Below are 25,197 nucleotides of genomic sequence, written 5' to 3' on the forward strand. Positions count from 1 at the left end.
ACAAACTCATAAAACAAAAACCTCGCCACATTGGGCGAGGTTTTTACCTATTTAGTAAGAATACTATAAAAACTTAGTACGGTTATCGGTCACACTTGCGGTTTTGCGCAGTGCTTCCATACTTCCATATAAAAGGGCACCTTTTTGCTGACTCATCAGTGTCTGCATCATTTCATCCACAGAAGTAGTAACGGGTTGAGCAAATTGTGCTTCTGGTTTCACCACAAATACACCAGAACCACCCATAATTGGTGCACTTATTTTACCAATGTTGTTCTTGTTAAAACCAAAACCACCAGCTTTCAAATCATAACCACTGCCACCCAGCAATGGGCTTACAAATGAAACACTATCAGCCCGAAGAACAGGAACGTTAAGCTTTTGTGCAGCAGCTTCCAAAGTAGTTACACCAGCAAGTTTGGCAGCCAGCATTTTACCTTTCAATTCATTGCGTACAATAGATTCAATCATAGGACGAAGCTTTCCTACAGAGGGCAATCCTTTTGGCTCTTCACCAGTAATGGCGATGGCCAAAAACTGATTGTTCAGTTCAAAAGGCTCAGGCAAAACATCACCTACATCAGCCTTATAAATTTCACGCACCAATTCGCGGTTTACTCCTAGCATACCCACCTGATAGTCAGCAGCCTTAATATCCTGGGCTATTTTCTTCGTCAGCTTATCAGCAGAAAGAGTGGCTTCAAAACTTTTCAAATCTTTACTCTTTGAAAGAAAAGCATTTGCTTTCAGTTGAGCTTCATTAATAGTAGTTTGACTAGCATCTATGTTTTTTGCCAAGTAAGCAATTTTGTATGCAGGATTAAAATCCTTTTGATCTGTTACCTGAATAATATGATAACCAAATTGAGTTTGTACGATATCCATGGTTCCTTTTGGCTTACCGAAGCAGAAATCGTTGAACTCCTTCACCATAGCACCGTTGGCAAAATAACCCAAATCGCCACCTTTAATTTTACTGCCTTCATCATCGCTGTTCATTAAAGCCAACATAGTAAAATCAGCACCGGCTTTTATGGCAGCCAATAAACTATCAGCTTTTTTCTTAGCTACTACAGGATCATTGGTAGGCTGCTGTGTACGAGGATCAACTGTACCAATTAAAATATGACGAGCCTTAACACTATCAGGCAACACTTTCATATCAACAACCTTACTCAATACATAACTCTGTACATCGAGGTAAGGACCATAAACTTTACCAATACCAGCACCAATAATAGAATCCTTTTGTGCAATCTGGATACGGTTTTTGCTATTGTAACCATCGAAATAAGGAAGTGTACTTCCATTACGTGCAACGAAAGCGCCTGCATCGGTGGTTTGTTCAAATTCGGCTTTCAATGCTGCCAATGAATTGTATACATCGGCAGTATCTTGTGTACTTGGTGAAGCGTCAAAACTTACATAAGCAATGCTGCGGCTACCTTCTTCTGTTTCATACTCACTGGCATGTGCTTTTGCATAAGCCATAATATCAGCATCACTCACTTTTACAGCGCTATCACTTACACTGCTGAAAGGTGCAACCACGTAACTCATATTAGCCATTTGGCTATTGTCAGCTACTGTTTTTTCAGCCATCCATTTTGGTACATAAGAACTGTTTTGCAACAACGCAGCATACTTATTCCGCTTGGTTCCTTCAATCATAGGATTGAGGTACAGGTTATTCACCATATCACGGTTCGTATTCGCTTTGTTTTTCTTCAATTCATTTATCGCCTGACGAGCAGCAGCAACATCAAATTCACCTTTATCATTGGTAAACTGTTGTGTAAGCCATTGTGGTGGGTTTTTACCAAACAGCATGTCATTAAACTCTTTGTCGGAAACATCAATACCCAACTTGGCATATTCCTGATTCAACAATTCATCGGTAATGATGGTGTTGTAGGTTTCAGTATAAATCTGCTGACGGGTATTTTCATCCACCACGTTGCCCTGCATTTGCTGAATTTCTTCATTCAGTTTTACCTTTTGCTGAAAGGCTTCCCAGCTCAGGTCAACACCATTTACAGAAACAACAGCATCTTTGGGACTAACCCCACCACCAAGACCACTACGGCCGGCATCCATCAGGATAAAACCAATAAGGCTAATGGCAATCACACCAATGGTAACAGGTGCGGCCTTATCACGAATCGTTTGAATAATAGACATACAGTACTATATAGTTTATAAAGGATGGCAAAAATAGGGGAAACAGACCTATGAAAAAATTGTGGAAAAGCGGGTAAAAGGCAATACTGGCAAGGCTTCAAAACAAAGGTGAAAATGTGAACAACCCAGAGTATTGCAAAAAAAAAATTTGAAGTAAGACAAAGAACAAAACAAGTGGAACATGCATGTGAAACAGCAATTAGAAAACCCTGTTGAAAAGCGAAAATAAAAGTGAACAAACCAGTAAAAGCACTACCAGAAAAAGGGAAAAAAGAAGAACAAAAAAAGGACCATTTAAATCAACAAAACACCATTGTACGCGGGTAATCCATAACCTAAAAAACAATCCACAACCTCAGGTAAAACCACATCAGTTCACAAATCAGAAACTAACACAAGCAATAGAAAATGGGGAAAAGAGCAACAAACCCAATACGCTGTAGTATTTGGAGCGTTTATAACATGGTGTATAAAACAAAACAACAACACACTATTACCTTTACAGCCCACATTGAGAAACAGAAATACGGATATACACACTCCTAATAATAGTAGGTAGATTTATAAATAATAAATATTAATACATATTATGGCAGTTATAAACACACAACAGATGGAGCTACAGGAAAAAGGATTTCTCGACATCAACGTAGATCCCAACCTCGATCTGTTTGCTGAAATCGAACGCCTGAAAAAGGAAAAGAACGCCATCGTACTGGCACACTATTATCAGGAGCCAGATATTCAGGATGTAGCCGACTATATAGGCGATAGCCTGGGCCTGGCACAAAAGGCCAAGGATACCAATGCCGATATCATTTTATTTGCCGGTGTTCATTTTATGGCCGAAACGGCAAAAATTCTCAACCCCACCAAAAAAGTGGTGCTCCCCGATTTAAAGGCCGGCTGCAGCCTTAGCGATAGTGCTCCTCCCGCTTTGTTTGCCAAATGGAAGGAACAGTACCCCGATCATATTGTGGTCACCTACATCAACTGTAGTGCCGGCATGAAGGCATTGAGTGATATCATATGCACCAGTAGTAATGCTAAAGCCATCATCGACAGTCTGCCTGCCGATCAAAAAATAATTTTCGCTCCCGATAAAAATCTGGGTGCCTACCTCAATAAAGTGACCGGCAGAAACATGGTGCTGTGGAATGGCGCCTGCATGGTCCACGAAATTTTCAGCCTCGAAAAAATTACCCGCCTCAAAACCCGTCACCCCGAAGCCAAGCTGATTGCCCATCCGGAGTGTGAGGAACCCCTGCTGCGGATAGCCGATTATATTGGCAGCACTACCCAGCTGTTGAAATATACTCAAACCGATAGCAGCCAAACCTACATTGTAGCTACTGAAACCGGCATTTTGCACCAAATGCAAAAAGACCAACCGCACAAAACTTTCATTCCTGCCCCGCCAGATAATTCCTGTGCCTGCAATGAGTGTCCGCACATGAAACTAAATACCCTTGAAAAACTCTACCTCTGCCTTCAGTATGAGCAGCCGGAGCTTACTATGGAAGAATCGCTTCGGGTAGCCGCACTCAAACCCATCGAACGCATGCTCGAAATCAGTAAGGCTGCAGGCCTTATCGGATAAAAATTTGCTCATAGTGTTAAAGGCGCTACTGTAAACAAGCTGTTTCGGTAGCGCCTTTTCCCGTTTTAACAACCTTCAGTTATATGCCGTAGCTTCTGGTACAATCTTTGGTTTTGTAAAGAAGAACACAATCCATCTTCAACTAAAAACAATATTGTATGCAAATGAAAATCAGAAACGTAGCTGCTGTAGTGCTACTGCTCGTAGTAAGTCTGTGGGCCTGCCAAAAAGAAATAAGTGATACCGGTAACACTCCTACTCAACAGGTAAGCCTCTACCTTACCGATGATCCTGCTGTGTTTGATAGTGTGCTGATTGACATTCAGGCAGTGCGGGTAAAACTGGACACCTGCACATTGAGTGATGATGACGATGATGATAATAATGATGACGATAATTGCTATGTATGGCACACACTCAATATAAAGCCGGGTAAATACGACTTGCTGCGCTTACGCAATGGCGTAGATACACTGTTAGCACAGGGCACCATACCTGCCGGAAAAATTAAAAAAGTAAAATTGGTATTGGGCACAGGTCATTATCTGGTAAAAGACGGTATCCGCTATCCACTCAACCTGATGCCGGGCAACCGCAGCGAAGTGGAAATAAAACTCCGCGACAGCGATTGGGACAATTTTGCCAATGGCCGCCGCCGCATCTGGCTCGATTTTGATGTGGCCCGCAGTATTGTAAAAGTTCGGGATGGCCAGTTTTATCTGGTGCCGGTGCTCCGTCCGTTTACGATTAAAAAGACAGGCTCAATAGAAGGTGAAGTAGTACCCCGCGAAGCAATGCCCGTAATTAGTGTGTACAACAGTGCAGACACCGCTTACGCCATTCCTGATAAAGATGGTGATTTTAAAATCCGTGGTTTGAAAGAGGGTACATACTCTTTGTTTGTAAATGCTTCAAACGGATATCGTGATACCACTATCAATAATATTGAAGTGAAACCTGGTAAAGAAACAGAGTTGCGAAAAATTACGCTCCGCAAATAATTCATTGTAAATAGGGTAAAGCAAAAGGGAATCCGACATACTGGATTCCCTTTTTAGTATTATTCATTTCGCTTATAATAACTTTTCAAACACTTGTTGATGTAGTACAACACATCTTCTTCAGCCGGATGTTTTCTTAACCAATCCCAGGTGGGACGGTAGGTTTGCATAAATTCAAGTAACGTATCTCCGGAGAGTTTGGTGTATTTTTTCACGATGTTTTCATTCCATCTGAAATTGATGTACGCTTCCTCTTCGGTAATGTCGAATAATGTTCTGGCAGTCCGTTTGTTTTTCTCTCTTTTGCTAAAGCGATCAATGTTAATACCTACACCAAAACCCAACTCGTTTGTTCGGCTAACGGTAGTAATGCGAGCCTCGCCAACCGTTGCCAGAAAGGCTTTCCGGCGATAAATGCTATCAATTTGATACGGACTAAGTTTAGCACTTACTGTTACACCAGGCAGTGTAGCAGGTAGCACATGCAGTTGCAAAACAATAAAGCCAGAAGAAAGAATACTGTCTGTGATAGTAAGTGTATCACTCAAATACCCCGATGCTCCAACTGCAAGTATGTTACCTTTTTCTACAGCAATAATAAATTTACCATCACTCCGGCTTACAACAGTTGTTCCGGTAAATACATTGCGGATACTGGCAGAACGAAGCCCTGTATTTTGCACACTATCTTTTACAACGCCTTGCAAAAAAATTTTTTGGCCGGCTGCGCCGGGCACGTTCAAACACAACACAACAAACAATAACGTTACAGGCAACAACCGCATACATCAATACTTTTGTGAAATCCAAAGGTAATTGGCCGAAACGGTAATACACGCATCATGAAAATCATTAGCATACAAACAACTACTTGCACCCTGCGCAATTTGCAGGAAAGAGATGCCGCTGCATTTGCTACACTGGCCAACAATCCTGATATTGTATATAACCTGCGGGATTATTTTCCCTATCCGTATACCATGCAGCATGCCATCGATTTTATACGTATGGAAATAGCCAAACCGTTGCCTATGAACCTAGCGATAGAAGTGAACGGCGAAGCTGTTGGTGCCATTGGTATATCACCACTCAGCGATGTGTACCGTTACGGTGCCGACTTTGGTTATTGGCTTGGTAAACCCTATTGGGGCAAGGGCATAATGACTAGTGCTGCAAAAGCCATGGTCAATTATGTTTTCCAAAATTTTCCGCTGACACGGCTGCAAGGAAGTGTATTTGAATTTAATGTGGGCAGCATGAAAGTGTTGCAACATGCAGGCTTTCAATTGGAATGCATTGCCCGGGATGCGGTGTTTAAAAACGGCCGACAGTATGATGAGCATCGATTTGTGCTCCTTAAAAAAGACTGGATGAGGATGCAATTTTAGGGTTGCTGTTTTTCCTGACGCCACCAGCGGTAACCAATGTATCCGCCTACCACAAATGGCACAATCATTAGGTAAACAATACCACCATTCAATCCTTCGGCGCTTTTTTTACCCAGCTGCGATGCAGTTTTGGTACAAATAGAACATTGTGCCATTGCACCGCCAGCAATCATCAACATTACTGCCGCTATCATTCCCACTTTTTTCCAACTACTGGCCATAAGGTTCAAATTGATGTGCAAAATTACAGGTTATACCTGCTGTAAAACAGTTATGGTCCTGATAATGTTGGCCATGAAAAAACCAACCCTTTTGAGGTTGGTTGTAAGTATAAAAAATCACGCATTTATTTTTTCAATCCTATTTCCCGAAGGCGTTCGTCAAGATATTCTCCGGCAGTAGCATCGGGATATGCTTTAGGGTGGTCGGCATCAATACAATTGTCGAGGCAGGCCAGGCTCATGCTGCTTTTTGGGTGCAAAAAGAAGGGAATACTGAAACGGCTGCTCCCCCATTTTTCTCTTGGCGGATTTACCACCCGGTGTGTGGTACTCTTAAGGCGGTTGTTGGTAAGGCGCTGCAGCATGTCGCCCACATTTACCACAATTTGGCCAGGCAGCGCAGTTACGCCTACCCAGTCGCCCTGCTTGCTTAAAATCTGGAGGCCTTCTGCACTGGCACCTACCAGCAAAGTAATCAGGTTGATGTCTTCATGTTGCTCTGCCCGAATAGCTGACTTCGGTTCTTGCGTAATGGGCGGATAATGAATGGCCCGCAAAATGCTGTTGCCATTCACTACATATGGTTCAAAATAATCTTCATCGAGACCGAGGTAAATGGCGATGGCTTTCAACAAAGCCCGACCACTTTTTTCGAAATGCCGATAGGCACGGTAAAGGGTTGGTGTGAGCTGCGGCACTTCATTTACCGTTACATTAGCCGGATATTCTACCGCTACAGGATCGTCGTCTTCCACCGTTTGGCCATATTGAAAAAACTCTTTCAGATCAGGCGCATCGCTGCCCTTGGCATGTTCTTTTCCAAAACTGGTGTAGCCCCGCTGGCCGGCCAGTTCTGGTTTTTCGTACTGCTTTTTTACATCGCCCGGCATGCCGAAAAATGTTTGCACATAATTGTACAATTCATCAATCAACTCTTCGGGAATGCCATGATTTTTGACGGCTACAAAACCTACATCTTCGTAGGCACGACCCAACTCATAAACAAATGCAGTGCGGTCGCTATCGCTGCCCTGATTAAATTGGGCAAGGTCTACCACTGGAATACTCATATGAAAGCAAAAATTTTGAGGAACAACCTGCAAGCAGGCTTGTTGTTATTGGTTAAAGTACGAACAAATTTCAGACCAACACACGCCATGCAAAAAAATCGACTGCTGTTATGGTTGGCTATTGCCATTGTACCTCTGCTATTGTTGCAATCTTGTAGCAGCAGTAAATATCCCATGGAAAGCTATGTGCCACCGGCAACGGCGGATAGCATACCCAATTATGCAAGCCTGTATTATTGGGCAGCGCATCCTTACAAAAAGGATTTGGCCGACTCTACGCCGAAGCCATTTGCACTTGAAAAAACAGATACATCGGTGGCGGTATTTTTCATACATCCCACTACCTATAACGATGCCGCTGCTGTAGAAGGAAAACCCTACAGCATGCAGTATTGGAATGCATCGGTAAACGATGCGGCACTCAATGCTAAAACAGATTACAGCAGCATGCTCAATCAGGCAAGTGTGTTTAACAGGTTTGAGCTCTTTGCGCCCCGCTATCGGCAGGCACATATCAGTTCGTTTTACATTAATGATAGCATTGCCCAATCATTTTTCGATACTGCCTATGCCGATATCGAACGTGCATTTATGTTGTTTTTGCAAACGATTGGCAACAAGCCTTTCATCATTGCCTCACATAGCCAGGGTACATTGCATGCAGGCCGATTGCTGAAAGCGCAGGTGGAAGAAAAACCACTTCAAAAAAAATTGATAGCTGCGTACATTATTGGCTTACCAGTACCCGAGCAATATTTTACCCAATTGCCAGCCTGTACCACGCCCAACCAAACGGGTTGTTTTGTTAGCTGGCGTACGTTTAAAAAAGGACACGTACCCGAATTTGTGCAGCGGGAAAATTTTAAAGCAGTGGTAGTAAATCCGCTTACGTGGATGATGGATACAATGCCGGTACCCCGAAGCCAAAGCAAGGGTGCTGTGTTGTACAAATTCAATCATCCGAAGCCACACAATGTAGCCACGCAAATACAAGGCAATATTTTGTGGAGTAGCAAGCCGCGGTTTTTGGGCAACTGGTTTTTCACCACCAAAAACTACCACATTGGCGATATCAATTTGTTTTGGAAAGACATCCGCGACAATGCAATGGATAGGGTGAAAGCTTACAAACAAGAAGTACATTAAGGTGTAACATGTTTTGCCATTAAAACAGTTTCCTGTTCGTTTATATTGGCCATGGCGTAGCGTTTAATACCGCAAATCGTCATTTCATCGTACAGATTAATGACTTGCCCAAAGCTGCTGTTGTCCATGGGTTTGATGAGCACGAAAAGTTTGTCATCATTGCCATTGGCTGCCATTACTTGTTGCTTTGCTTGTATCAATGCCTGCCGCAATTCCTTTGGTTGTTGCCACGAAAAACTTTTTGCCGAAGCAAGGTCTTCGCCCAATACCATCACCACTTTTTGCTGATGCGCCAGTAAAGTAACCGCACCACTTGCTGCTACTTTGGTATCCGGTCCATCAGCAGGCATCACCAACTGCATGGCCACCGATTGCGACATGGTGGTGGTGAAAATGAAAAAGGTAATCAATAAAAAACCCAGGTCGACCATAGCGGTGAGATCTACCCGGGTGCTGCGCCTGTTGCGGCCGCCTTTTTTACTGCTCAATTGTATGTCTGCCATAAACAGTGTTTACAACAGAGATGCACCTTGTATCAGTCTTCCATAATGCTATTGCATCCAACTGCGTTAGTAGTCTTGCTCCAGCGGATGAATCATAAACTCATCAATAACTACATGTGCCGGTTGATTGATAATGAACACAATGGAACGAGCCATGTCTTCATTTTTTAGCCACCAGTTGTGTGCAGCATCGCCTTGTGGTTCGGCGTGAAAATAGCTGTCTACCAAACCACTGTATACGGTGCTCACTTTTACTTTGTGTGGCCGCAGTTCTTTGCGGATGGCATCGCCAAATGCATGCTGTGCAAACTTGCTGCTGCAATACAAAGCACCAGTTGGATAAGTACGTTTGGCTACATCGCTGGCAATGATGAGTATGTGTCCACTTTGTTGTTGTTTCATGGCAGGCGCCACCGCTTTGCTCAACAAGAAAGTGCCTTTTACATTGGTGGCATACAAGTCGTCCCACTCTTGTACTGAAAACTGTTCAAAGGGTTTGCTGTTTCCATAGCCAGCATTGTTGATGAGCACATCAATACTGCCAAAACGATCCTGCATTTTGGCTACAGCTTTTACAGCAGTAGATTCATCGGCAACATCACCTACAAAAATTTCGCATTGGCAACCCAACGCTTCTACTTCTTTTTGGAGTGTTATCAAATCTTGTTCGCTGCGGGCCACCAAACCCAGCTTTACCTTATGATGTGCCAATGCCAATGCAGTAGCTCTGCCAATACCTTTACTGGCGCCTGTAAGTAAAATGGTTTTGTGTTGTATGTAATCCATATTACAATCTTGATTGTTGAATGAGTAATTGAATTTGCTGCATGTATTCGGTTGTATAACGAGCTTCTTGTTGTGTAGTCCATTGCATGTATTCACCCATCCATTTACCCACTGGCTTGGCCAGCTCAATGGCCATCTCCCAATTCAGTAAATCTACGCCCCATCTGCGGCTAATTACATCTTCAATGGTGAATGCCATTTCTTTCGAAACGACGTATTGAAGCTCTGCATAGGTATATGGTAAACCGGGCAGAATTAATGCGGCAAGTGCTGGCTGTTGCCTTGCCAGTTGAATGATGACGATACTTTGGTCGCCGTATGTTTTTAGTAAATGTTGTACAATAAAATCGGGTAAAAAATCTACTTGATTAATTACAGTTGTCGAATTGTATTGTTGACTGCCAACCAAAGATAGTGTTGCAGTAATACAAGCACGTGGTGTACCAAGCATGTTGCCGGCTGCATCCACAGCATCTTTCGCCATCAACCGGTAAGTGGTCCATTTTCCACCCAGCACACTTATTAAACCTGATGGTGCATCTATTTCTATTTCGTGATCACGGATAAGATCTTTGGTGGAATTACTACCCGCTTGTTGTACCAATGGCCGCTGACCACCAAACCCAGCCAGCACTTCATTTTCTGTAACCGGATGTTGCAAATAATCATTTAAATACTGGAGCAAGTATTGCACATCTTTTGTAGAAGGGCCAAATGCTTTTTCAGTAAGATTGTCTTCTTCGTCGGTGGTGCCAATCAGCAAATGCTGTTTGTAAGGAATGGCAAAAATGATACGGCCATCGGCAGTTTTTGGAATGAGCATAGCCGACTGACCGGGCCACACTGTTCGGGGCAAAACCATGTGTACGCCTTTGCTCACTCTAATGCGGGGAGTGAGTTGTTTATTTGCCATCAATCGTATATGATCGGCAAAAGGACCTGTTGCATTGATGACTACTTTGGTTGCTAATGTATAGCTGTTGCCGGTAAGTGTGTCGCTGCAATGCAAGCCCGTTATTTTTCCGGTTTCGTTTTTTTGTAATGCTGTAACCGATATATGGTTGATGCAAATGGCGCCATATTGCTGAGCAGTTTGTATCAATGCAAGATTGTAGCGGCTATCATCGAGCTGCCCATCGTAGTAAGCTACGGCTGCTACCATTTTTTGTGCGGCCAATGCAGGCAATGCTTGCAGTGCCTGCTGTTGGCTCATCCAGCGGCTTTTGCCAATATGGGATTTGCCGCTGATGAAATCGTACAGTTTTAAACCAACATAATAATAACAGGCTTCGAGCCAGGTGCGGCAGGGCGTAATGAGCTGCAATGGTTGGGTAATGTGTGGGGCTAAACGGAGGAGTGTGGTTCTTTCGTGCAAGGCTTTTTTTACCATGCGGTACTGGCCGACACTCAATTTTTTAAAAGCCTGTTCGAGATAACGCACCCCACCATGAATGAGCTTGGTGCTTTTAGAAGAAGTGGCGGCACCGAAATCGTTTTTTTCCAGCAACAGTACTTTGTAGCCACGGCTGGCAGCATCCAATGCGGTGCCTGCGCCGGTAGCACCGCCACCAATTACTACCATGTCGAATAGCTGGCCGGAGAGTGCATCAATATGGTTGGCTCTTTGCATCGTAAAAAAAACCATCACGCAATGGTGATGGTTTAAAGATAGTAGGTTATGCAACTGCTATTGTTTCAGCCAGCGCAATGTTTGGCGAACACCATCGGCGGTTTGCACTTGCAAGAAGTATATTCCTTTTGGTAATGGTTGTGCTGCCACTTTCAGTTGATTATCGCCACGCAGCAATTGCTGCTGTTGCTGAGCCAGGAGTTTGCCGCTGGCATCGTAGAGGCTGGTTTGAGCTGTCTGGTTTTGCTGCGACCACAGGTTCACAACAGCTTGCTGGCTTACCACTGTACTTTGCATTCCGCTGATGAATGTGGCACTATTGCCCGCTACCAGCACCACAACTTTGCTGTAGAAACTGCGGCCGTTTTTCTCTTTTACTTTCAGGCGGTAAAAATGCCTGCCCGGCATGCTTACCAGATGGTTGCTGCTGTAAGTATTGCCAGCTGGCAGCAATGTATGCACCGTTGTAAAGGCAGTGCCATTGGTACTGTGTTGCAATTCGAAATGCAGCACATCTTTATCGCTGTCTATTTGCCATTGCAGATTGGCTTTTTGAAGCTGCATACTACCGTTGAACGCCAACAGTTTTACCGGCAGTGTACCTAAAATGGTATTGAAATTGAAGCCAATGGTAAAGGGGCTGAAACTGCTAAGCTCACCACTCTGTATGAAGCCGGATTGATTGTAGTATCGTGCTTCTGGGTAATCTGTGCTTATGTCATCAAAATTGTTGTCGGTTTTGGTGAAGTACCAGTTGCCAGAGTTTCCTGCATTTGTGCTTCTTTTCACCACAGCTACGTTGCAATCAGCACACGGGGGAGAATCACCTCCGGCAGCATCTCTCCATTCGCCTGTAGTACCCGGAAACTGGTATGTGATGGCAAGCTTACCTGTTGCAATACTGCTTGGTATTCTATCAAACTGCCAGTATTCATTTTTAAGGATGCCACCTATGGTACTTCCGAAAAGATCATCTTGACCAGCCGAAGGGGTAGCATCTGTAAACGAAAAATACTCGCCGGTAAATTCATCACCGTTGCCCAAATTATTCATGGTGCTAAACCTCAATGGGCGATAGACTCTTCCTGTTCCTGTTTTTTTACCTACAGGATAATGATAGTTGTTTGGGGTGCTGGCTGTTCTTCTGATTAATGGACCATTTACAAAAGAAGTAGCACTTCCGCCAATAATGGCATCGCTGTTTTTATTAATGATGACGAGATAGTTGCCTGTTGTGGAAGTGATGAGCCCGTTTCCGGTAAGATCGAGTTGATCATTTACCCCCACAGTACAGTTCATGGTAATTTCAGCATCAGGGTTTGATTTTTGAACAAATACATAAGGGAATATTTCATCGATAGTGGTGCCAGATGATGCAGGTTGTGGAGGCAATACACGAATGGAACTGTTGTTTGAACCTCTCAAAAAGACAGCTCTATTGTAGCCAGAAAAAATGCTACCTATATGCCTGGTATAATTGCCGTGTAAAATTAAATCACCACCTGGCTGAGAATCTTCGAGGGCTAACACGCTGGTGTTTGCTGCGGCAATTCCATTACCGATTGTTACATCGCCCAGCACTTCCAGCGGCTTGTTCATATTGTTGTTCAGGTACATTCTGCCATAGCCATTGCTACTGCCTAACTGAAGGTTACCACCAATAGCCAACGTAGCTGGAGTTATGCTATTGGTAAACAAATCAACAATGGTATTTCCATCAACTGTAACGTGATGCGGATAGCCGGGTAAGCCAGCGGTATTACCCCACTCAACATTGCGGGCATAGGTTCCATTGGTTCGGTAAATGAGCGTTGAGCCAGATTGATAAGTGGGTGCATTGGTTACAAAGCCATTGCTGCCGATAATGCACTGGTGATAAATAGGGGCATTGTTGGTAAAAGATACGCCTGTGCCACTGTTACCAATGGCTACTATCCAGAGTCTTGGTGTACCAGTAATATTGCCTGCACCCAACATTTGAATGGTACCGCCTTCGCCATTGACGTCGGTAGATACATGGCCGCCACTTCCATTTACCGTACCGCCGGCAGCTATGCGTAAGGTATTGCCGCTACCTGCTCTAAAAATACCCGCCTGCATGTTGAAGGTGGTAGCGGTAGTATTGTTGTTGGAAAGCGCAACAAAATTGTTGCTGGCCGTGCCACTGTTGTTGATGGTGAGCGAACCCACTGTGCCCGCCATTAGGGTACCGGTTGTTTGATTCACCGAGCCATTAAAAATGTAGTTGCTGCCAGAGACAAAAGATTTTGTATCAGTTACTGTAATATTTCCATTTACACCATTGACATGGGCAGAACTAAATGTGGCGCCGGCATTCAAAGTAAAAGAGGCACTACCACTCATGACATAAGTACCAGCCACCAACGTAGAGCCATTGCTCACTGAAACCGGACCACTGTTTGTAATTGTATTATTGAGTATGGTGCAAACGCCGCTTTGAATCACAATTCCACTTCCTGGATTGTTGCGAAGGGAAAGCCAGGAGGTAACACCTAACACAGAGGTATTTCCATTTATTACATATCTGCCACAGTTGCCTGAGTTTTGAATTAATGTACCAGATCCCTGAATACCATTTCTGAAAACTTTATCTCCGGCATTGTTCCAGGTAAATGTTGCACTGCCGGCAATTTCCAATATACCATTGATAGTAGTGGTACCACCAGCTCCGGCATTGGTACTTGCAGATATTCTGAATATGGGAATAGTGCCTTCGGGTGTATTGGGGAAATAAGTAGCAGCCGATGTTTCAAAGGCATTAGTTGTATTCCAATTGTAAAGTGAATTGTGCTGCCAAGAAATAGAAGTATTTCTGGCAAAGTCATCACTGGTACCCGGAGAACCAAAGTTGTCATTTGCTCTCACCTCTGCGTTGGTGTAAATGATTCCTGTGGCTCCTGAATTAAGAGTTGGCTGCTCTCCGTTTATTTCATATCTACCTTGTACCACAATGTCGTGATTGGCGCTGCCATCATCTGCAATGGTAAAAGTGGTTCCAGCATTATGTACTAACACAGCACCAGCTTGAATCGTTAGTAATTTGGCTGATTGTGAAGTACTCACTGTAACGGTACCTGTACGAATGGTAACGCTGCCAGCCGCACTGTTAGGTATTTGTGTAGCCGCCACCCATGTGCTATTGTCGGGCGATGACTCCCAAGTGCTTGTTGAATTCCAGTTGCCTGTGCTAAATCCAGCTGCTGTGCGAAAATGGTCGGTAGTGCCAGCTGTAACAGTAATATTAAAAGGATTACTTACAACACTCGTAAGGCCTGCATAACTTGCTGTGAGTTGTACACCACTTTGGACTGCCGTATGTACTACAGATGTGTAGGTAGATAATCCACTGCCGGCATTTACGCTGATGGGTGCGCCAGTCATGGTACCATAAGAAGTAAGTACAATGCCATTGGCAAAATCAAGATCTCTTTTTCCGTTGGCATCTATGGCCTGTACGGTGGGGTTGGGTGTCATGGTTTGGCCAAAACCAGTATTGCCCGGCTGTTGCACAAATGCCAATGCCGTGGCAATTACTTCGATGCGGTTACGATCGTTTCCGTTATCATTATCTGTTTGAGCACCTCCGCCATTTGGATAATAAAAAGCAGAGCTCCCGGCACCTGTTGTGGCAGAAGCGACGGTAAATACCAATTTTTCATTATCGATGACATTAGCTTCATTGAAGGAAACGCGAAGATGGAGATTGGAGGCAGATTCAGAGTTGTCGGGTACGGTAAATGCAGCATCTGTAAGACCCGTGAAAATAATTTGTGATGCGTTGATACTGGACGTACCAATTACTGTACCGCCACTGGTGGTAAGTATGGCTTGTTTGATAAAATTTATACGATTCGTACCAGATGTATTGGTCACATTGAATGCAATACCCGTTAAAGTAGTGGGTAAATTATCTGCATCATTAAGCATTACTCCGCCATCCCTTATTTTGAATTTCATAGGGATTATTTTGCCAGCTGTTGTAGCAGTACCATCTGTAAATAAAATGTACGATGGGTTACTGTTGAATTCTGCAGAACCGGTTGCATAACTTGTATTATCAATGATGTCGCTGCTGTTACTGGCCGCACCAGGCAAGGCAACTACGTTGCCGTTGAGGGTGAAATCATCAATACGTAGGTTTGTACCCGCTGCAGTAGTGGCAGTTAAATTTAGTACTATAGTTATGTTACCAGAAAGACCATTCAAAGCAACGGAGGGATTTAAGTTTCCTGTATTTGCTCCCGCTAAAGGTGCAGTAATAGTAGCGCCTGTAATAGAGGTACCGTTTACTGTAATAGAACTTATTTGTGGTCCATTATTGCTACTTCTTTGGCGCCAAAAACTATAGGATGTAATACTCAAGGAATAGCCTGATGCAACAGTAAGTGAAAGAGAAATTGTACTTGCTACTCCATTTGCCGGCTGAATAACCATCGACTGTCCGGACGCCCCGCCATAATTTGTGAATGTTCCAGTACTACTTGTCCAAGACGAATTATTCAAATTTGTAGCGAGTACTCCTGTTGGTGTTCCGGTACTTGTAAGTGGACTGACGTTGTAGGGATAGTTAGCACTACTTGGAGGCGGGTTATCGAAATTGTGCACATAAACTGCACTCGGGTTTAATACCGTATAGCTATAATTACTACCGCCATTATTGTTGAGGTTGATGGTAGCTAAATCGGCATCAGCATTGGATGGAGTGTTGGTGCCACTTGTAAATACATAATAGCTTTGAGTACTGCCAGCTGTATTTACAGTACCGGGTATGGTGGCTGTATAATCGTTGCCACTGGTGTATGTCATTTCCAACACCACGGCTGAACTATAATTTCCTCCCGGAGCATATCGTAGATATACTTTTTGACCGCTTGGCAGTGCAGCACCTGTAGTTGCTGTTACAACTACTGCTTGTCCTGCAGTTACAGAACTACTTATTGGTGCCTGTGTTACATTCGTTACAGAGGTTGGCGTTGCACTTGTTTCAAATACATAGCCTTCGGCATTGGTACCAGATGGGCGATCGCTACTGATAAAAGTGTAATAACTGCCAGATGTTTGATTGTATATGCCATCTGAGCCATTGTCATACCAAATGCTCTTAGTATTTAATGAAACACTAGCGCCATTGGCCCATTTCGGATTAAAAGAGGCTCCTACAGGGCTGAATAAAAAACCAGCATTGGCATTGGCAGATCCCGCCTGAACGGTTACAATCCAACTATCAAAACCAGAACGGTATGTCATGGCTGCTTCTGCAAACCCATTTATGCTGCCCCTCAGGGCCATTGAGACATTATCTTGAGCTTGGACAGCGATGGAAGCAGCCAGTGCTACACAATAAAATAATCCAATAATTTTCCGGAGCATGATCAGTGCTGGGGGTTTAAGGGTTGCGGGCTGCATCAAAAAGGAGGCAGCTAAGGGTGGAAATCAACAGGGGTAAGTAACAGGTAAGGACTCTTTAGGAGTCCTTGTTTTTGGGTAGTGATAAAGATAATGGTTGAACCCGGATTTTTACTGCTGTGTAGAAGGGTTATTTTTTTGTAACCTTCTTTCAAATGGAAAAGCCGCTCCACAGGGGAACGGCTTTTACCTCAAAATCAAATCACCAATTGTACTATTCTTTTACAAACCGAAGGCTGCGCTGTACGCCATCCCGGGTACGTACCAGTACTATATAAAGGCCTTTTTGCAGATTGTCCACGGGCAGTAGTATCTGGTTAATTCCCATTTGCAGGACTACTGATTTGCTCAGCAGTTGCTTGCCGCTCAGGTCTATCAGCATTACTTCGGCCAATTGGCTGCCGGCAGACTGAACCAATGCCGTAGCTGTTTGCTGTACCACCGTTTGTTGCATCCCTACTATTACGGTGGCTGCCGCACTGCCATTCAACAGCAGCACCGGGCTGTAGTAGCTGTTGCCAGATTTTTCCTGCACTTTCAGGCGGAGGTAATTGGTACCGGGCTTCAGTTGTACGGTTTGGTTGCTGTAGCTGATGCCCTTGGGGCCAATGGTTTTTGCTGGCAGATACTGCCGGCCATTGCTGCTTTGCTCCAGTACAAAACCGCTCAAATCTTTATCGCTATCTATGCTCCATTTGAGTATGCCCTGCTGGCCCTTGGCACTGCCGGTGAAGCTGAGCAGCTTTACGGGCAGGCTGGCACGACCCAATATATAGTCGTAAGAAAAACCAATGGTAAAGGGGCTAAAGCTCGATAACTCACCGCTGATAAGGTAGCCGCTTTCGGTGGTGGGCCTGGCTTCGGGTGGATTGCCATACACGTCGAATGAATTTGGCATTTTGGTAAAGTTCCAGGTACCTGCACCAATATCGGCACTACGCTTAACCACGGCTACATAACATGTTGGACATTGTACTGCTGCATCTAACGTAGCAGGAGAAGTTATACCATTGGCCGCATCTCTCCAATGATTTCCTGCTCCCGGAAAAGTATAGGCTATGGCTATTTTTCCTTTAGCTGAGTCGCTTCCTTGTATTTTGTCGAATTGCCAGTATTCATCTTTCAAAATGCCCTGAAGGGTATTCAAAAAATACTCACTGGCAATAGTGCTTGGTGTGGTATTGCTTGCTCCAAAAAATTCAGCTTTGTACACCGCACCCGGCGATAGATACAAGGGTTCTGTGGTACTGGTAAATGTAACGGGCCTGTATTTGCTTGCGTCACTCTTACCAATGGGAAAATGATAAGCCCCGGTAATCAGCGGAGAGGTGTACCGGTACAAAGCACCATTTATAAATGAGTTTATGCTTCCACCGGTAGCTCCATCGGCAGCACCATCCGGAGCCGGATTTTTAATGTAGAGCGGATAGGCAATGGCATCCACAATACCATTGATTAAAGTTAATTTTTTATCGATGCCGGTAGAGGTATTTAAAATGACTTTGTAGCCAGCATTTTTGTTTACAACGGCTACGCCAAAATCTTTCACTGTAGGATTACTACCGGAGGCAGGTAGTACAAGGGGCGTATTAATTTCGCTGTGCTTGCTTCCGTTAAAGGTGGTAGTGCGGTTATTATCGTTGTAAGTGCCCTTTACATAGCGGTTAAAATTGCCGTGTAAATCCAGGTTGGCTCCGGGGGTCATGTTCAAATTAAACTGACCATACATAATAGTGAGGTTGCCTTGTATGGTTTGCAGGCCCGTATTGGTTACCGATACATTGTTGTTGCTACCCTCAGTGCCACTGTTTTCAATGAATACATCGCCTACTGTAGCGGGCATACGTGCACCGGTTATTTGGTTGGCAGCACCGTTGAAGGTGAAATGGCAGTAGTTACCATGGGTGTAGGTGTTGTTTTGAATGCTACCCGAAACGCCATTGGCATGTGCTGTTTTTAAATGCGCATTGTCTTGCTGGTGAAAAATGGCAGTGCCGCTCATTTCAAATGTTTGAGCTATAAGGGTGGCATTGCTCATGAGGCGCATGGTGCCATTACTTCCGCTGGTTTGATTAATTGTTTTATTGCTGATAAGGGTGCAGGCTGCCGAAGAAACATCCAGCCCGTTGGCATTGAGTATAATGCTGCCAGTTCCACCTATAACGGAAGTGGCTCAATGATCAATATTTTACCACACCCGGCATTCATGGTGAGGTTTGCGGTACCAATGATGCCGTTGCGGAAAGTTTTTTGACCTGCCAGTTGTAACTGCACCGCTTTGTTTACTTCTAATAAGCCATTTATAACAAGTGGATTTCCCTTACCAATCATACTGAAAGGGTCAGTGCCGGAGCTTCCTGTAATGCGAAAAATGGGAATGGTCCCTTCTGCAGCATTTGGAAAATAGATGGTATTATCATCTTCGAAAGCGAGGTCTACAGCCCAATCAAAAATGGAGCCATGCTGCCAGTTAATTTTCTCTTTCAGTCCATCGTTAATATTATTACTGGCGTAACCATCTTTTTTGTTTTTTTCGACAATTACTCGCAATATTCCACCTGGCGTTACAACAATTCCCGAAGGAGATGTTACTGAGGGAAGGCCAGCACTGTTGCTGGCATCTTCAAACATGCCGATTATAGTTAGTCCGTTATTTGAACTTCCAACTACATTAAGGTTTCCCTTTACCCATCTTAGCGTTCCGCCGATTGCTACCGTGGTTTCATCTATAGAAACACTGCTTTCTATAGTAACTGTATGGCCATTCTGTATGAGAATGCTATTGGCTGTGTTATTAGGCGCAGCAGTTGCTATTGTATAGGTGCCATTAATGGCATTGCTCCATTCCCAGGTACTGGCTACAGCCCATTCTCCGGTTACACGAGAACGATAAAATTGACCCGTTTGGGCTTGGATGATATTCGATTGCAGCAGCAACAGCACTGCGACCAAGCCACCGAAAAATGACTTTGTCATGAGGTTTAAGGGCATGCAACATATACGTTGGCAGCATCATGTACAGATGAAGCTCTCGGATACGTCTAGGGTTTACAGATAAGGGGTTGGTTTAGGGACAATCTACGCTGTGTAGGCGTTGGGTAAAGGGTGTGGTCTACTAATTCAGAAATTAAAGGTATAATATCAAAAGCGCAACAATGAACTTTTAGTGCTAAAATTTTGGGGTGGGTTCCCAACCAATTCAGTTTCATCCTGAAAATCAATGTATTTTTAAAACCGATTCGAAAAAAAATTTGCCATGAACCTTACCCAATTGTATAAATATCGTACGCTGGCCACCACGGGAAAGTGGAAAGAGCTGGAAGAACTCTTCAATAAATCCATTCAACTGCAGCATATTGGTGCCAGCATCAGCCTGAGCAATCCCGAGCAACCTCAGGTGCACATTGCCAAAGTAGAAGACTATCATTTGGGGGGCATTGGCAGCGATGCGGTACACGGCGGCACCATTGCAGCCATTGCCGATTTGGCCCTGGGCCTGCTGGGTTTGCTGCACTATAAAGATGGCATGACGGCCACTGCACAGCTTACCGTTCATTACCTTAAGCCTTTTCGTACCAGCAGCCTTACGGCTACCGCCATTACGCAAAAAGTAGTGGGCAACCGGGTGTTTGGCACAGTAGAACTGTTCAACGATAAAAATGAAATGTGTGCCATTGCTTACGGTGCTTTGGCCAAAGGCATCAGCATGTAAATGAGGATGCTTGTTTTATCAGCGGTTTGCTGTACAGGTAAGCCATATCTATTTTAGTACTATGATGAAGCCATTGTTTTTTGCCGCCCTGCTGTTGGGTTCGGCACTACCGCTTGCTGCACAAACCATCGATTTTGAAAAATACAATCCACCATCAACGCTTGTGGTGCCCGGCCAACCGTTGCAGCGGGCTAAGTTCCCGTTTATTGATGTACACAATCATCAGTGGAATATGGGCGAAGCCGATCTGCAGCAATTGGTGGGCGTGATGAACAAGCTCAACATGCAGGTAATGGTAAACCTGAGCGGTGGCAATGGTGATGCTTTGAAAAAGAAAACCGATGCCATCAGGACCACACAACCGGGACGGTTTATTGTGTTTGCCAATATCGATTTTAACGGTGTTGGCAGTGCCAACTGGACCGAAAAGGCAGTAGCACAATTGAAAGCCGATGTGGCTAATGGAGCTAATGGTTTGAAGATTTTTAAAAACCTCGGATTTAGTGTAAAAGATACCGATGGAAAAAGAGTAACGGTAGATGATGTGCGACTGGATGCCATTTGGCAAACCTGCGGCCAGCTTGGCATTCCGGTGCTCATACACACAGCCGATCCGGCTTCGTTTTGGGAACCGATGGATAACAACAACGAACGGTTGCTGGAGTTGAAAACACACCCCAACCGTAAGCGGGCCGTTGATAACCCCGCACCATGGCAAACACTGATAGACGAGCAACACCGCATGTTTGCCAAGCATCCGAAAACCACTTTTATAGCAGCACATTTTGGTTGGTATCCTAACAATTTGGCCAAGCTGGATTCAATACTTACCAGGCTGCCCAATGTGGTAGTGGAGTTTGGTGCGGTGATAGCAGAGCTGGGCCGCCAGCCACGCATGGCCAAGGCTTTTTTCGATAAATATCAGGACCGCATTTTGTTTGGCAAAGACAGCTGGGTACCTGAGGAATACGCCACTTACTTTCGGGTGTTAGAAACCAACGACGAGTATTTTCCTTACCATAAAAAGTACCATGCATTTTGGCCAATGTATGGCATGGGACTGAGTGATGCAGTGCTGCGAAAAGTGTATTATAAAAATGCGTTTCGCATCATTCCCAACATCGATAAAAGTTTGTTTCCGAAAGAGTAAGTTTACTGCACTCTTTTGTAGTAATAATGCTGCTGCTGAAGGCTGCCATTGATGGGTCCTTCTATCAAAGCATGCAGCGAATCGGTACCGATGAAGTTGTACACAATCCGTTGCGGAAAATCGTGTTGCAGGTTTTCAAATTCAAACCGCATGGCAGTTTGTTTTACAAGTGTGAAATACACCCGTTTCGATTCAGCATCGCCACTGGTGCGGGGTGCATAACTGAGTTTGCCATTGTGTATGCCCAGTATTACATCTTCCAATTGAGTGGTGTCTTTTGCTTTTACAGAAAAACTAACGCCCTTCAATTGCTGTTGTTCTTGCTGCCAGCGTTCCCAAATTTCACCCTTCTGGGTTTGCATTTTCCAGCTGCCTGTAAGTACTCGTAACGCTTGCATTGGTTGCTCAGTTTGTGCTTGTATTGCTTGGTTTGTAACCAGCAACACAAACACAAGACAGATAGCGTGTTGAATTTTCAACTGTATTACTTTTTACAATGAAAAATTAAATGGCCATACCTGGAGGTACCGAGTGCAATGCTACGCGGTTGCCTTCCGAATCGATGAGCACCGCCATATGACCAATCTCTTCTGAGATAAGGGTTTTGGGCACTACAATGCTACCACCTGCGGCAGCTACTCTATCGAGTACCAATTGTACATCGGGGTTGGCATTCAGGTACACCATGCTGCCAATTGCTGCGGGTTCATGAAAACCGGGGGCATGCACCAGGGCGCCGCTTACAGCATGCGGATCCATAGGGTCGTCAACCGGAAACATTCGCATGGGCATACCCGGCATGTTCATGTCTACAAGCTTGGTTTGCAAAATGGTTTCGTAAAATAGTTGGGCACGGTCGAGATTGCTGGCAGGAATTTCAAACCAACTGATGGCGTTTTTCATGTGGTGGCAGATTTAAGTAAAATGGAATGTAGAAGATATAACCTAATAAGCAAGAGCGGTAACCGCTTACATAAAAAATGCCGGACAATTCTGTTGTCCGGCATTTTTTATTCAGTAGCCCTTTATGGAACGTTTTTTCTTTGAGCATCTTCCTCGAGTGCCTTGAGTTTTGCAAACTGAGTGGCTTGCAAAATGGTTTTCAACTTTGCGTCTCTTTTGTCTATCAATTGGGTTCTTTCTTCTGCTGTGGGTTGTTGTACGTTGCTACGCAGTTTATCCATATCTGTATAAAAGTTGCGGTACACCGGTGTCATGTCTTTTACCTGTTGAGGGTTTAAGTATAGTTCTGGTTTTAATCGTTCCAGCGTACGTGAAACTCGCTCTGCCACTGGCAATTGCTGGCCTGGCTTAGGTTGTGCCTGTGCAGCAAATTGAATGCAACAGGCCGTGATGATCAGTATCCATATTTTGGCTATCCGCATGTATAATTTTTTCATGAAACAATACTGAATACCAGCAGTAAGGTATGCATGTTCATTTAGTTTTCAGCAGTGTTTGCCAAACTGCGTCGTTTATTTTTACGGGGTATTTTTTGCGCAAATTGCTAAGCCATTGTTGCTCCAGCACCTGCTGATAATCGTTAATCACCCATCCTTTGACTTCGTCAAAACTTCTGATATCGCCGCCGGGCATGGCTGCAAAAATGTACACAAATGTGTAACTGTTATCCATACTATTGTAAAGCAAGCTACTGCAAGTACCCGGCTTAAAATTGCTGTTTGCCATAGATGGCAGCTGGCTTGTTTCAAAGCGGCTACTATCGGTAATGATTTGCTCATTCATGCTTTCTGCCAATGCTTTCCAGTTGGAAGGTTGCTGCATTAGTTTTGTTTGATAGGCTACGGCTGCTGCTGAATCAGTAGCTGTTATCATCAATGCTGCTGCACCAGCTTGCCATACATATTTTGCCTTATTGCTGTTGTAGTATTGTTGCAGAGCCAGGGTATCGTTGGCGGCCTTCGACCATACTTGTTTTTCCATGGCAGCAAACAGCAGGTTGGCGTCTTTAAACTCCTGCAATTGTTCTGCAAAATCTGGTTCGTACTGTGTAATGTTTTCGCGGTAATAGTTGTTGGCGGTTTGTTGTATGTAAGCCTCGTAACGGGCAGCATAAGCAGCCGTTGGTACAATGCCCGCAGCCCTGTTGTACATCACCCAGTTTTCGGCAAGGGTTTGTTCTTTGCCAATACTAAATAACAATGTGCTGTTTTGAACAGGCATACCCTTGGTGCTACCGTTGCGAATGGCCGAATCTGTAAATAGCCATAACGCATTTTTATTGATGTTTTCTTCGCGGAGCTGCATTTTCTTCATCACCGTTTTCAAAAAAGCCTGACGGGCAATGTCTGCCCTGTCTGTACTGAGTAGTTTTTGTTGTAAGGCCGTTACCGCTTCTTCATCATCGGGGCCGGTGGGTGCAGCAATGCTTTCGAGCAGTTTGAGTATATGCAGGCCATGCGCTGTTTCGAAAGGTGCAGAAAGCTGCCCCGGCCTGGTAAGGGCAAAGGCCTGTTGTTCAAAGGCGGCATCGTATTCGCCTACACCAAATACTGGCAGTACGCCACCGGTGGTATATGAGGTGCGGTCGTTGCTAAAGAGCAGTGCGGCTTGCTCAAAAGATAGCCGCCCATGCTGAAGTTCCCGATGTATGGAATCGGCCCGTTCCCGGGTTGCTTTTTTTTCATCGGCAGATGCAGATGCATGCTGCCATAATAGAATCTGGGCTACTTTTCTTTTGCCTAATGCAGGTCTTTCTTTTTCTACCCAAAACAAGTGGTAGGCATCTGACCCTTTGATGGGAGATGTAGTGGTGCCGGGTTGTATGCTGTAAATTTCTTTTTCGTAAATGTATGGTAGTGAAAATGCGGTAATCCAACCGAGGCTGCCCCCTTGTTGCAAGGTTTCGGGGTCTGTTTCGTATTGCTGCAACACTTTTGTAAATGGTGCTTTGCTTTGCAATTGCTGGCGGGCCGCAGCCGATTGCTGCTTTGCTTTTTGCTCACTTATTGCATCGCCTGGCTGGTAGGCAAATGCAATATGCCGAACCAACCTGTCGTGCTGGCTGTGCCGGAGTGCCTCTGCCACTAACTCATTGGTGTTGCTTTGCCTGTTTATAAAACTTTCGGTGAGTTGGAGTTGATATTGATACAGTTCATCTTGCTGCATGGGCAGTGTGTCTAATTGCTCATCGTAGGCATACTGCACTTTTAGTTTGTAGTTTATGTACAGTGGCAGGTACTCTTGCATGGCTTGCACCACCGGACCATTGCTGGGGTTTTTGCGAAAGGCTTTGAGAAACTCCTGCTGCGAAACGGCTTTTTTACCATAGGTAAAAAGCGTTTGCCCTACGGCTACCTGGCTGGCTGTGCATACTATTGCGGCAGCAATCCATGTTGTCAATACGTGTTTCATAGTTGGG

The 25,197-nt window shown here is 44.5% G+C and carries 20 protein-coding genes; 6 read left to right on the forward strand and 14 right to left on the reverse strand.

The window, feature by feature from the left end; translation table 11 throughout:
• Positions 1–63 precede the first annotated feature (63 nt).
• Positions 64–2,181: a peptidylprolyl isomerase gene (locus V7Q13_RS15890; RefSeq protein ID WP_333801655.1), complete on the reverse strand. Its 2,118-nt coding sequence runs from the start codon at positions 2,179–2,181 to the stop codon at positions 64–66.
• Positions 2,182–2,770: 589 nt separating this feature from the next.
• Here V7Q13_RS15890 and nadA point away from each other — a divergent pair.
• Together nadA and V7Q13_RS15900 are read left to right on the forward strand one after the other, a co-directional pair.
• Complete coding sequence (gene nadA, locus V7Q13_RS15895) at positions 2,771–3,781, forward strand: quinolinate synthase NadA (protein WP_333801656.1); 1,011 nt, start codon at positions 2,771–2,773, stop codon at positions 3,779–3,781.
• A gap of 158 nt (positions 3,782–3,939) precedes the next feature.
• Positions 3,940–4,782, forward strand: coding sequence for a DUF4382 domain-containing protein (locus V7Q13_RS15900; RefSeq protein WP_333801657.1), 843 nt, complete (start codon positions 3,940–3,942; stop codon positions 4,780–4,782).
• A gap of 59 nt (positions 4,783–4,841) precedes the next feature.
• Here the strand turns inward: V7Q13_RS15900 and V7Q13_RS15905 are convergent, their stop codons facing one another.
• Positions 4,842–5,567, reverse strand: coding sequence for a hypothetical protein (locus V7Q13_RS15905; RefSeq protein WP_333801658.1), 726 nt, complete (start codon positions 5,565–5,567; stop codon positions 4,842–4,844).
• Positions 5,568–5,624: 57 nt separating this feature from the next.
• Between V7Q13_RS15905 and V7Q13_RS15910 the strand changes: the two genes are divergently transcribed.
• Positions 5,625–6,170, forward strand: coding sequence for a GNAT family N-acetyltransferase (locus V7Q13_RS15910; RefSeq protein WP_333801659.1), 546 nt, complete (start codon positions 5,625–5,627; stop codon positions 6,168–6,170).
• Here the strand turns inward: V7Q13_RS15910 and V7Q13_RS15915 are convergent.
• Both V7Q13_RS15915 and V7Q13_RS15920 read right to left on the reverse strand, forming a co-directional pair.
• The gene (locus V7Q13_RS15915; protein WP_333801660.1) at positions 6,167–6,391 is read right to left on the reverse strand and encodes a hypothetical protein; all 225 of its coding nucleotides are present in this window, start codon (positions 6,389–6,391) and stop codon (positions 6,167–6,169) included. The genes V7Q13_RS15910 and V7Q13_RS15915 overlap by 4 nt on opposite strands.
• 125 nt (positions 6,392–6,516) lie before the next feature.
• Entirely contained in the window at positions 6,517–7,461 is a 945-nt protein-coding gene (locus V7Q13_RS15920; protein WP_333801661.1) for an isopenicillin N synthase family dioxygenase, read from the reverse strand.
• 87 nt (positions 7,462–7,548) lie between these two features.
• On the opposite strand from V7Q13_RS15920, the gene V7Q13_RS15925 reads away from it, so the two are divergent.
• Positions 7,549–8,607, forward strand: a complete 1,059-nt coding sequence (locus V7Q13_RS15925) for a DUF3089 domain-containing protein (RefSeq protein WP_333801662.1) — start codon at positions 7,549–7,551, stop codon at positions 8,605–8,607.
• Here the strand turns inward: V7Q13_RS15925 and V7Q13_RS15930 are convergent.
• From V7Q13_RS15930 to V7Q13_RS15955, 6 genes are all read right to left on the reverse strand, one after another.
• Positions 8,604–9,110, reverse strand: a complete 507-nt coding sequence (locus V7Q13_RS15930; RefSeq protein WP_333801663.1) for an ExbD/TolR family protein — start codon at positions 9,108–9,110, stop codon at positions 8,604–8,606. The genes V7Q13_RS15925 and V7Q13_RS15930 overlap by 4 nt on opposite strands.
• Positions 9,111–9,176: 66 nt before the next feature.
• Positions 9,177–9,896, reverse strand: a complete 720-nt coding sequence (locus V7Q13_RS15935; RefSeq protein WP_333801664.1) for an SDR family oxidoreductase — start codon at positions 9,894–9,896, stop codon at positions 9,177–9,179.
• Between the two features lies 1 nt (position 9,897).
• Positions 9,898–11,541 carry a glycerol-3-phosphate dehydrogenase/oxidase gene (locus V7Q13_RS15940; protein WP_333801665.1) on the reverse strand — a complete coding sequence of 548 codons (1,644 nt, stop codon included), beginning with the start codon at positions 11,539–11,541 and terminating at the stop codon, positions 9,898–9,900.
• Between the two features lie 42 nt (positions 11,542–11,583).
• Entirely contained in the window at positions 11,584–16,794 is a 5,211-nt protein-coding gene (locus tag V7Q13_RS15945) for a beta strand repeat-containing protein (RefSeq protein ID WP_333801666.1), read from the reverse strand.
• A 373-nt stretch (positions 16,795–17,167) separates the two neighbouring features.
• Entirely contained in the window at positions 17,168–19,000 is a 1,833-nt protein-coding gene (locus V7Q13_RS15950) for a T9SS type A sorting domain-containing protein (protein ID WP_333801667.1), read from the reverse strand.
• Between the two features lie 110 nt (positions 19,001–19,110).
• On the reverse strand, positions 19,111–19,929 hold the full coding sequence (locus tag V7Q13_RS15955; protein WP_333801668.1) for a hypothetical protein: 819 nt from the start codon (positions 19,927–19,929) through the stop codon (positions 19,111–19,113).
• Between the two features lie 280 nt (positions 19,930–20,209).
• Between V7Q13_RS15955 and V7Q13_RS15960 the strand changes: the two genes are divergently transcribed.
• Together V7Q13_RS15960 and V7Q13_RS15965 are read left to right on the forward strand one after the other, a co-directional pair.
• On the forward strand, positions 20,210–20,665 hold the full coding sequence (locus V7Q13_RS15960) for a PaaI family thioesterase (protein WP_333801669.1): 456 nt from the start codon (positions 20,210–20,212) through the stop codon (positions 20,663–20,665).
• Positions 20,666–20,726: 61 nt separating this feature from the next.
• On the forward strand, positions 20,727–21,815 hold the full coding sequence (locus V7Q13_RS15965) for an amidohydrolase family protein (RefSeq protein WP_333801670.1): 1,089 nt from the start codon (positions 20,727–20,729) through the stop codon (positions 21,813–21,815).
• 2 nt (positions 21,816–21,817) lie between these two features.
• Here V7Q13_RS15965 and V7Q13_RS15970 read toward each other — a convergent pair whose 3' ends face one another.
• The 4 genes from V7Q13_RS15970 to V7Q13_RS15985 form a co-directional block, all read right to left on the reverse strand.
• Positions 21,818–22,213 carry a DUF6265 family protein gene (locus V7Q13_RS15970; RefSeq protein ID WP_333801671.1) on the reverse strand — a complete coding sequence of 132 codons (396 nt, stop codon included), beginning with the start codon at positions 22,211–22,213 and terminating at the stop codon, positions 21,818–21,820.
• Between the two features lie 106 nt (positions 22,214–22,319).
• A complete protein-coding gene (locus V7Q13_RS15975; RefSeq protein WP_333801672.1) occupies positions 22,320–22,718 on the reverse strand; it encodes a VOC family protein in 399 nt (132 codons plus the stop codon).
• A gap of 122 nt (positions 22,719–22,840) precedes the next feature.
• The gene (locus V7Q13_RS15980) at positions 22,841–23,215 is read right to left on the reverse strand and encodes a hypothetical protein (protein ID WP_333801673.1); all 375 of its coding nucleotides are present in this window, start codon (positions 23,213–23,215) and stop codon (positions 22,841–22,843) included.
• 37 nt (positions 23,216–23,252) lie between these two features.
• Complete coding sequence (locus V7Q13_RS15985) at positions 23,253–25,190, reverse strand: peptidylprolyl isomerase (protein ID WP_333801674.1); 1,938 nt, start codon at positions 25,188–25,190, stop codon at positions 23,253–23,255.
• Positions 25,191–25,197 lie beyond the last annotated feature (7 nt).

The sequence above is a fragment of the Phnomibacter sp. genome (assembly GCF_036803085.1).
Classification (GTDB): domain Bacteria; phylum Bacteroidota; class Bacteroidia; order Chitinophagales; family Chitinophagaceae; genus Phnomibacter.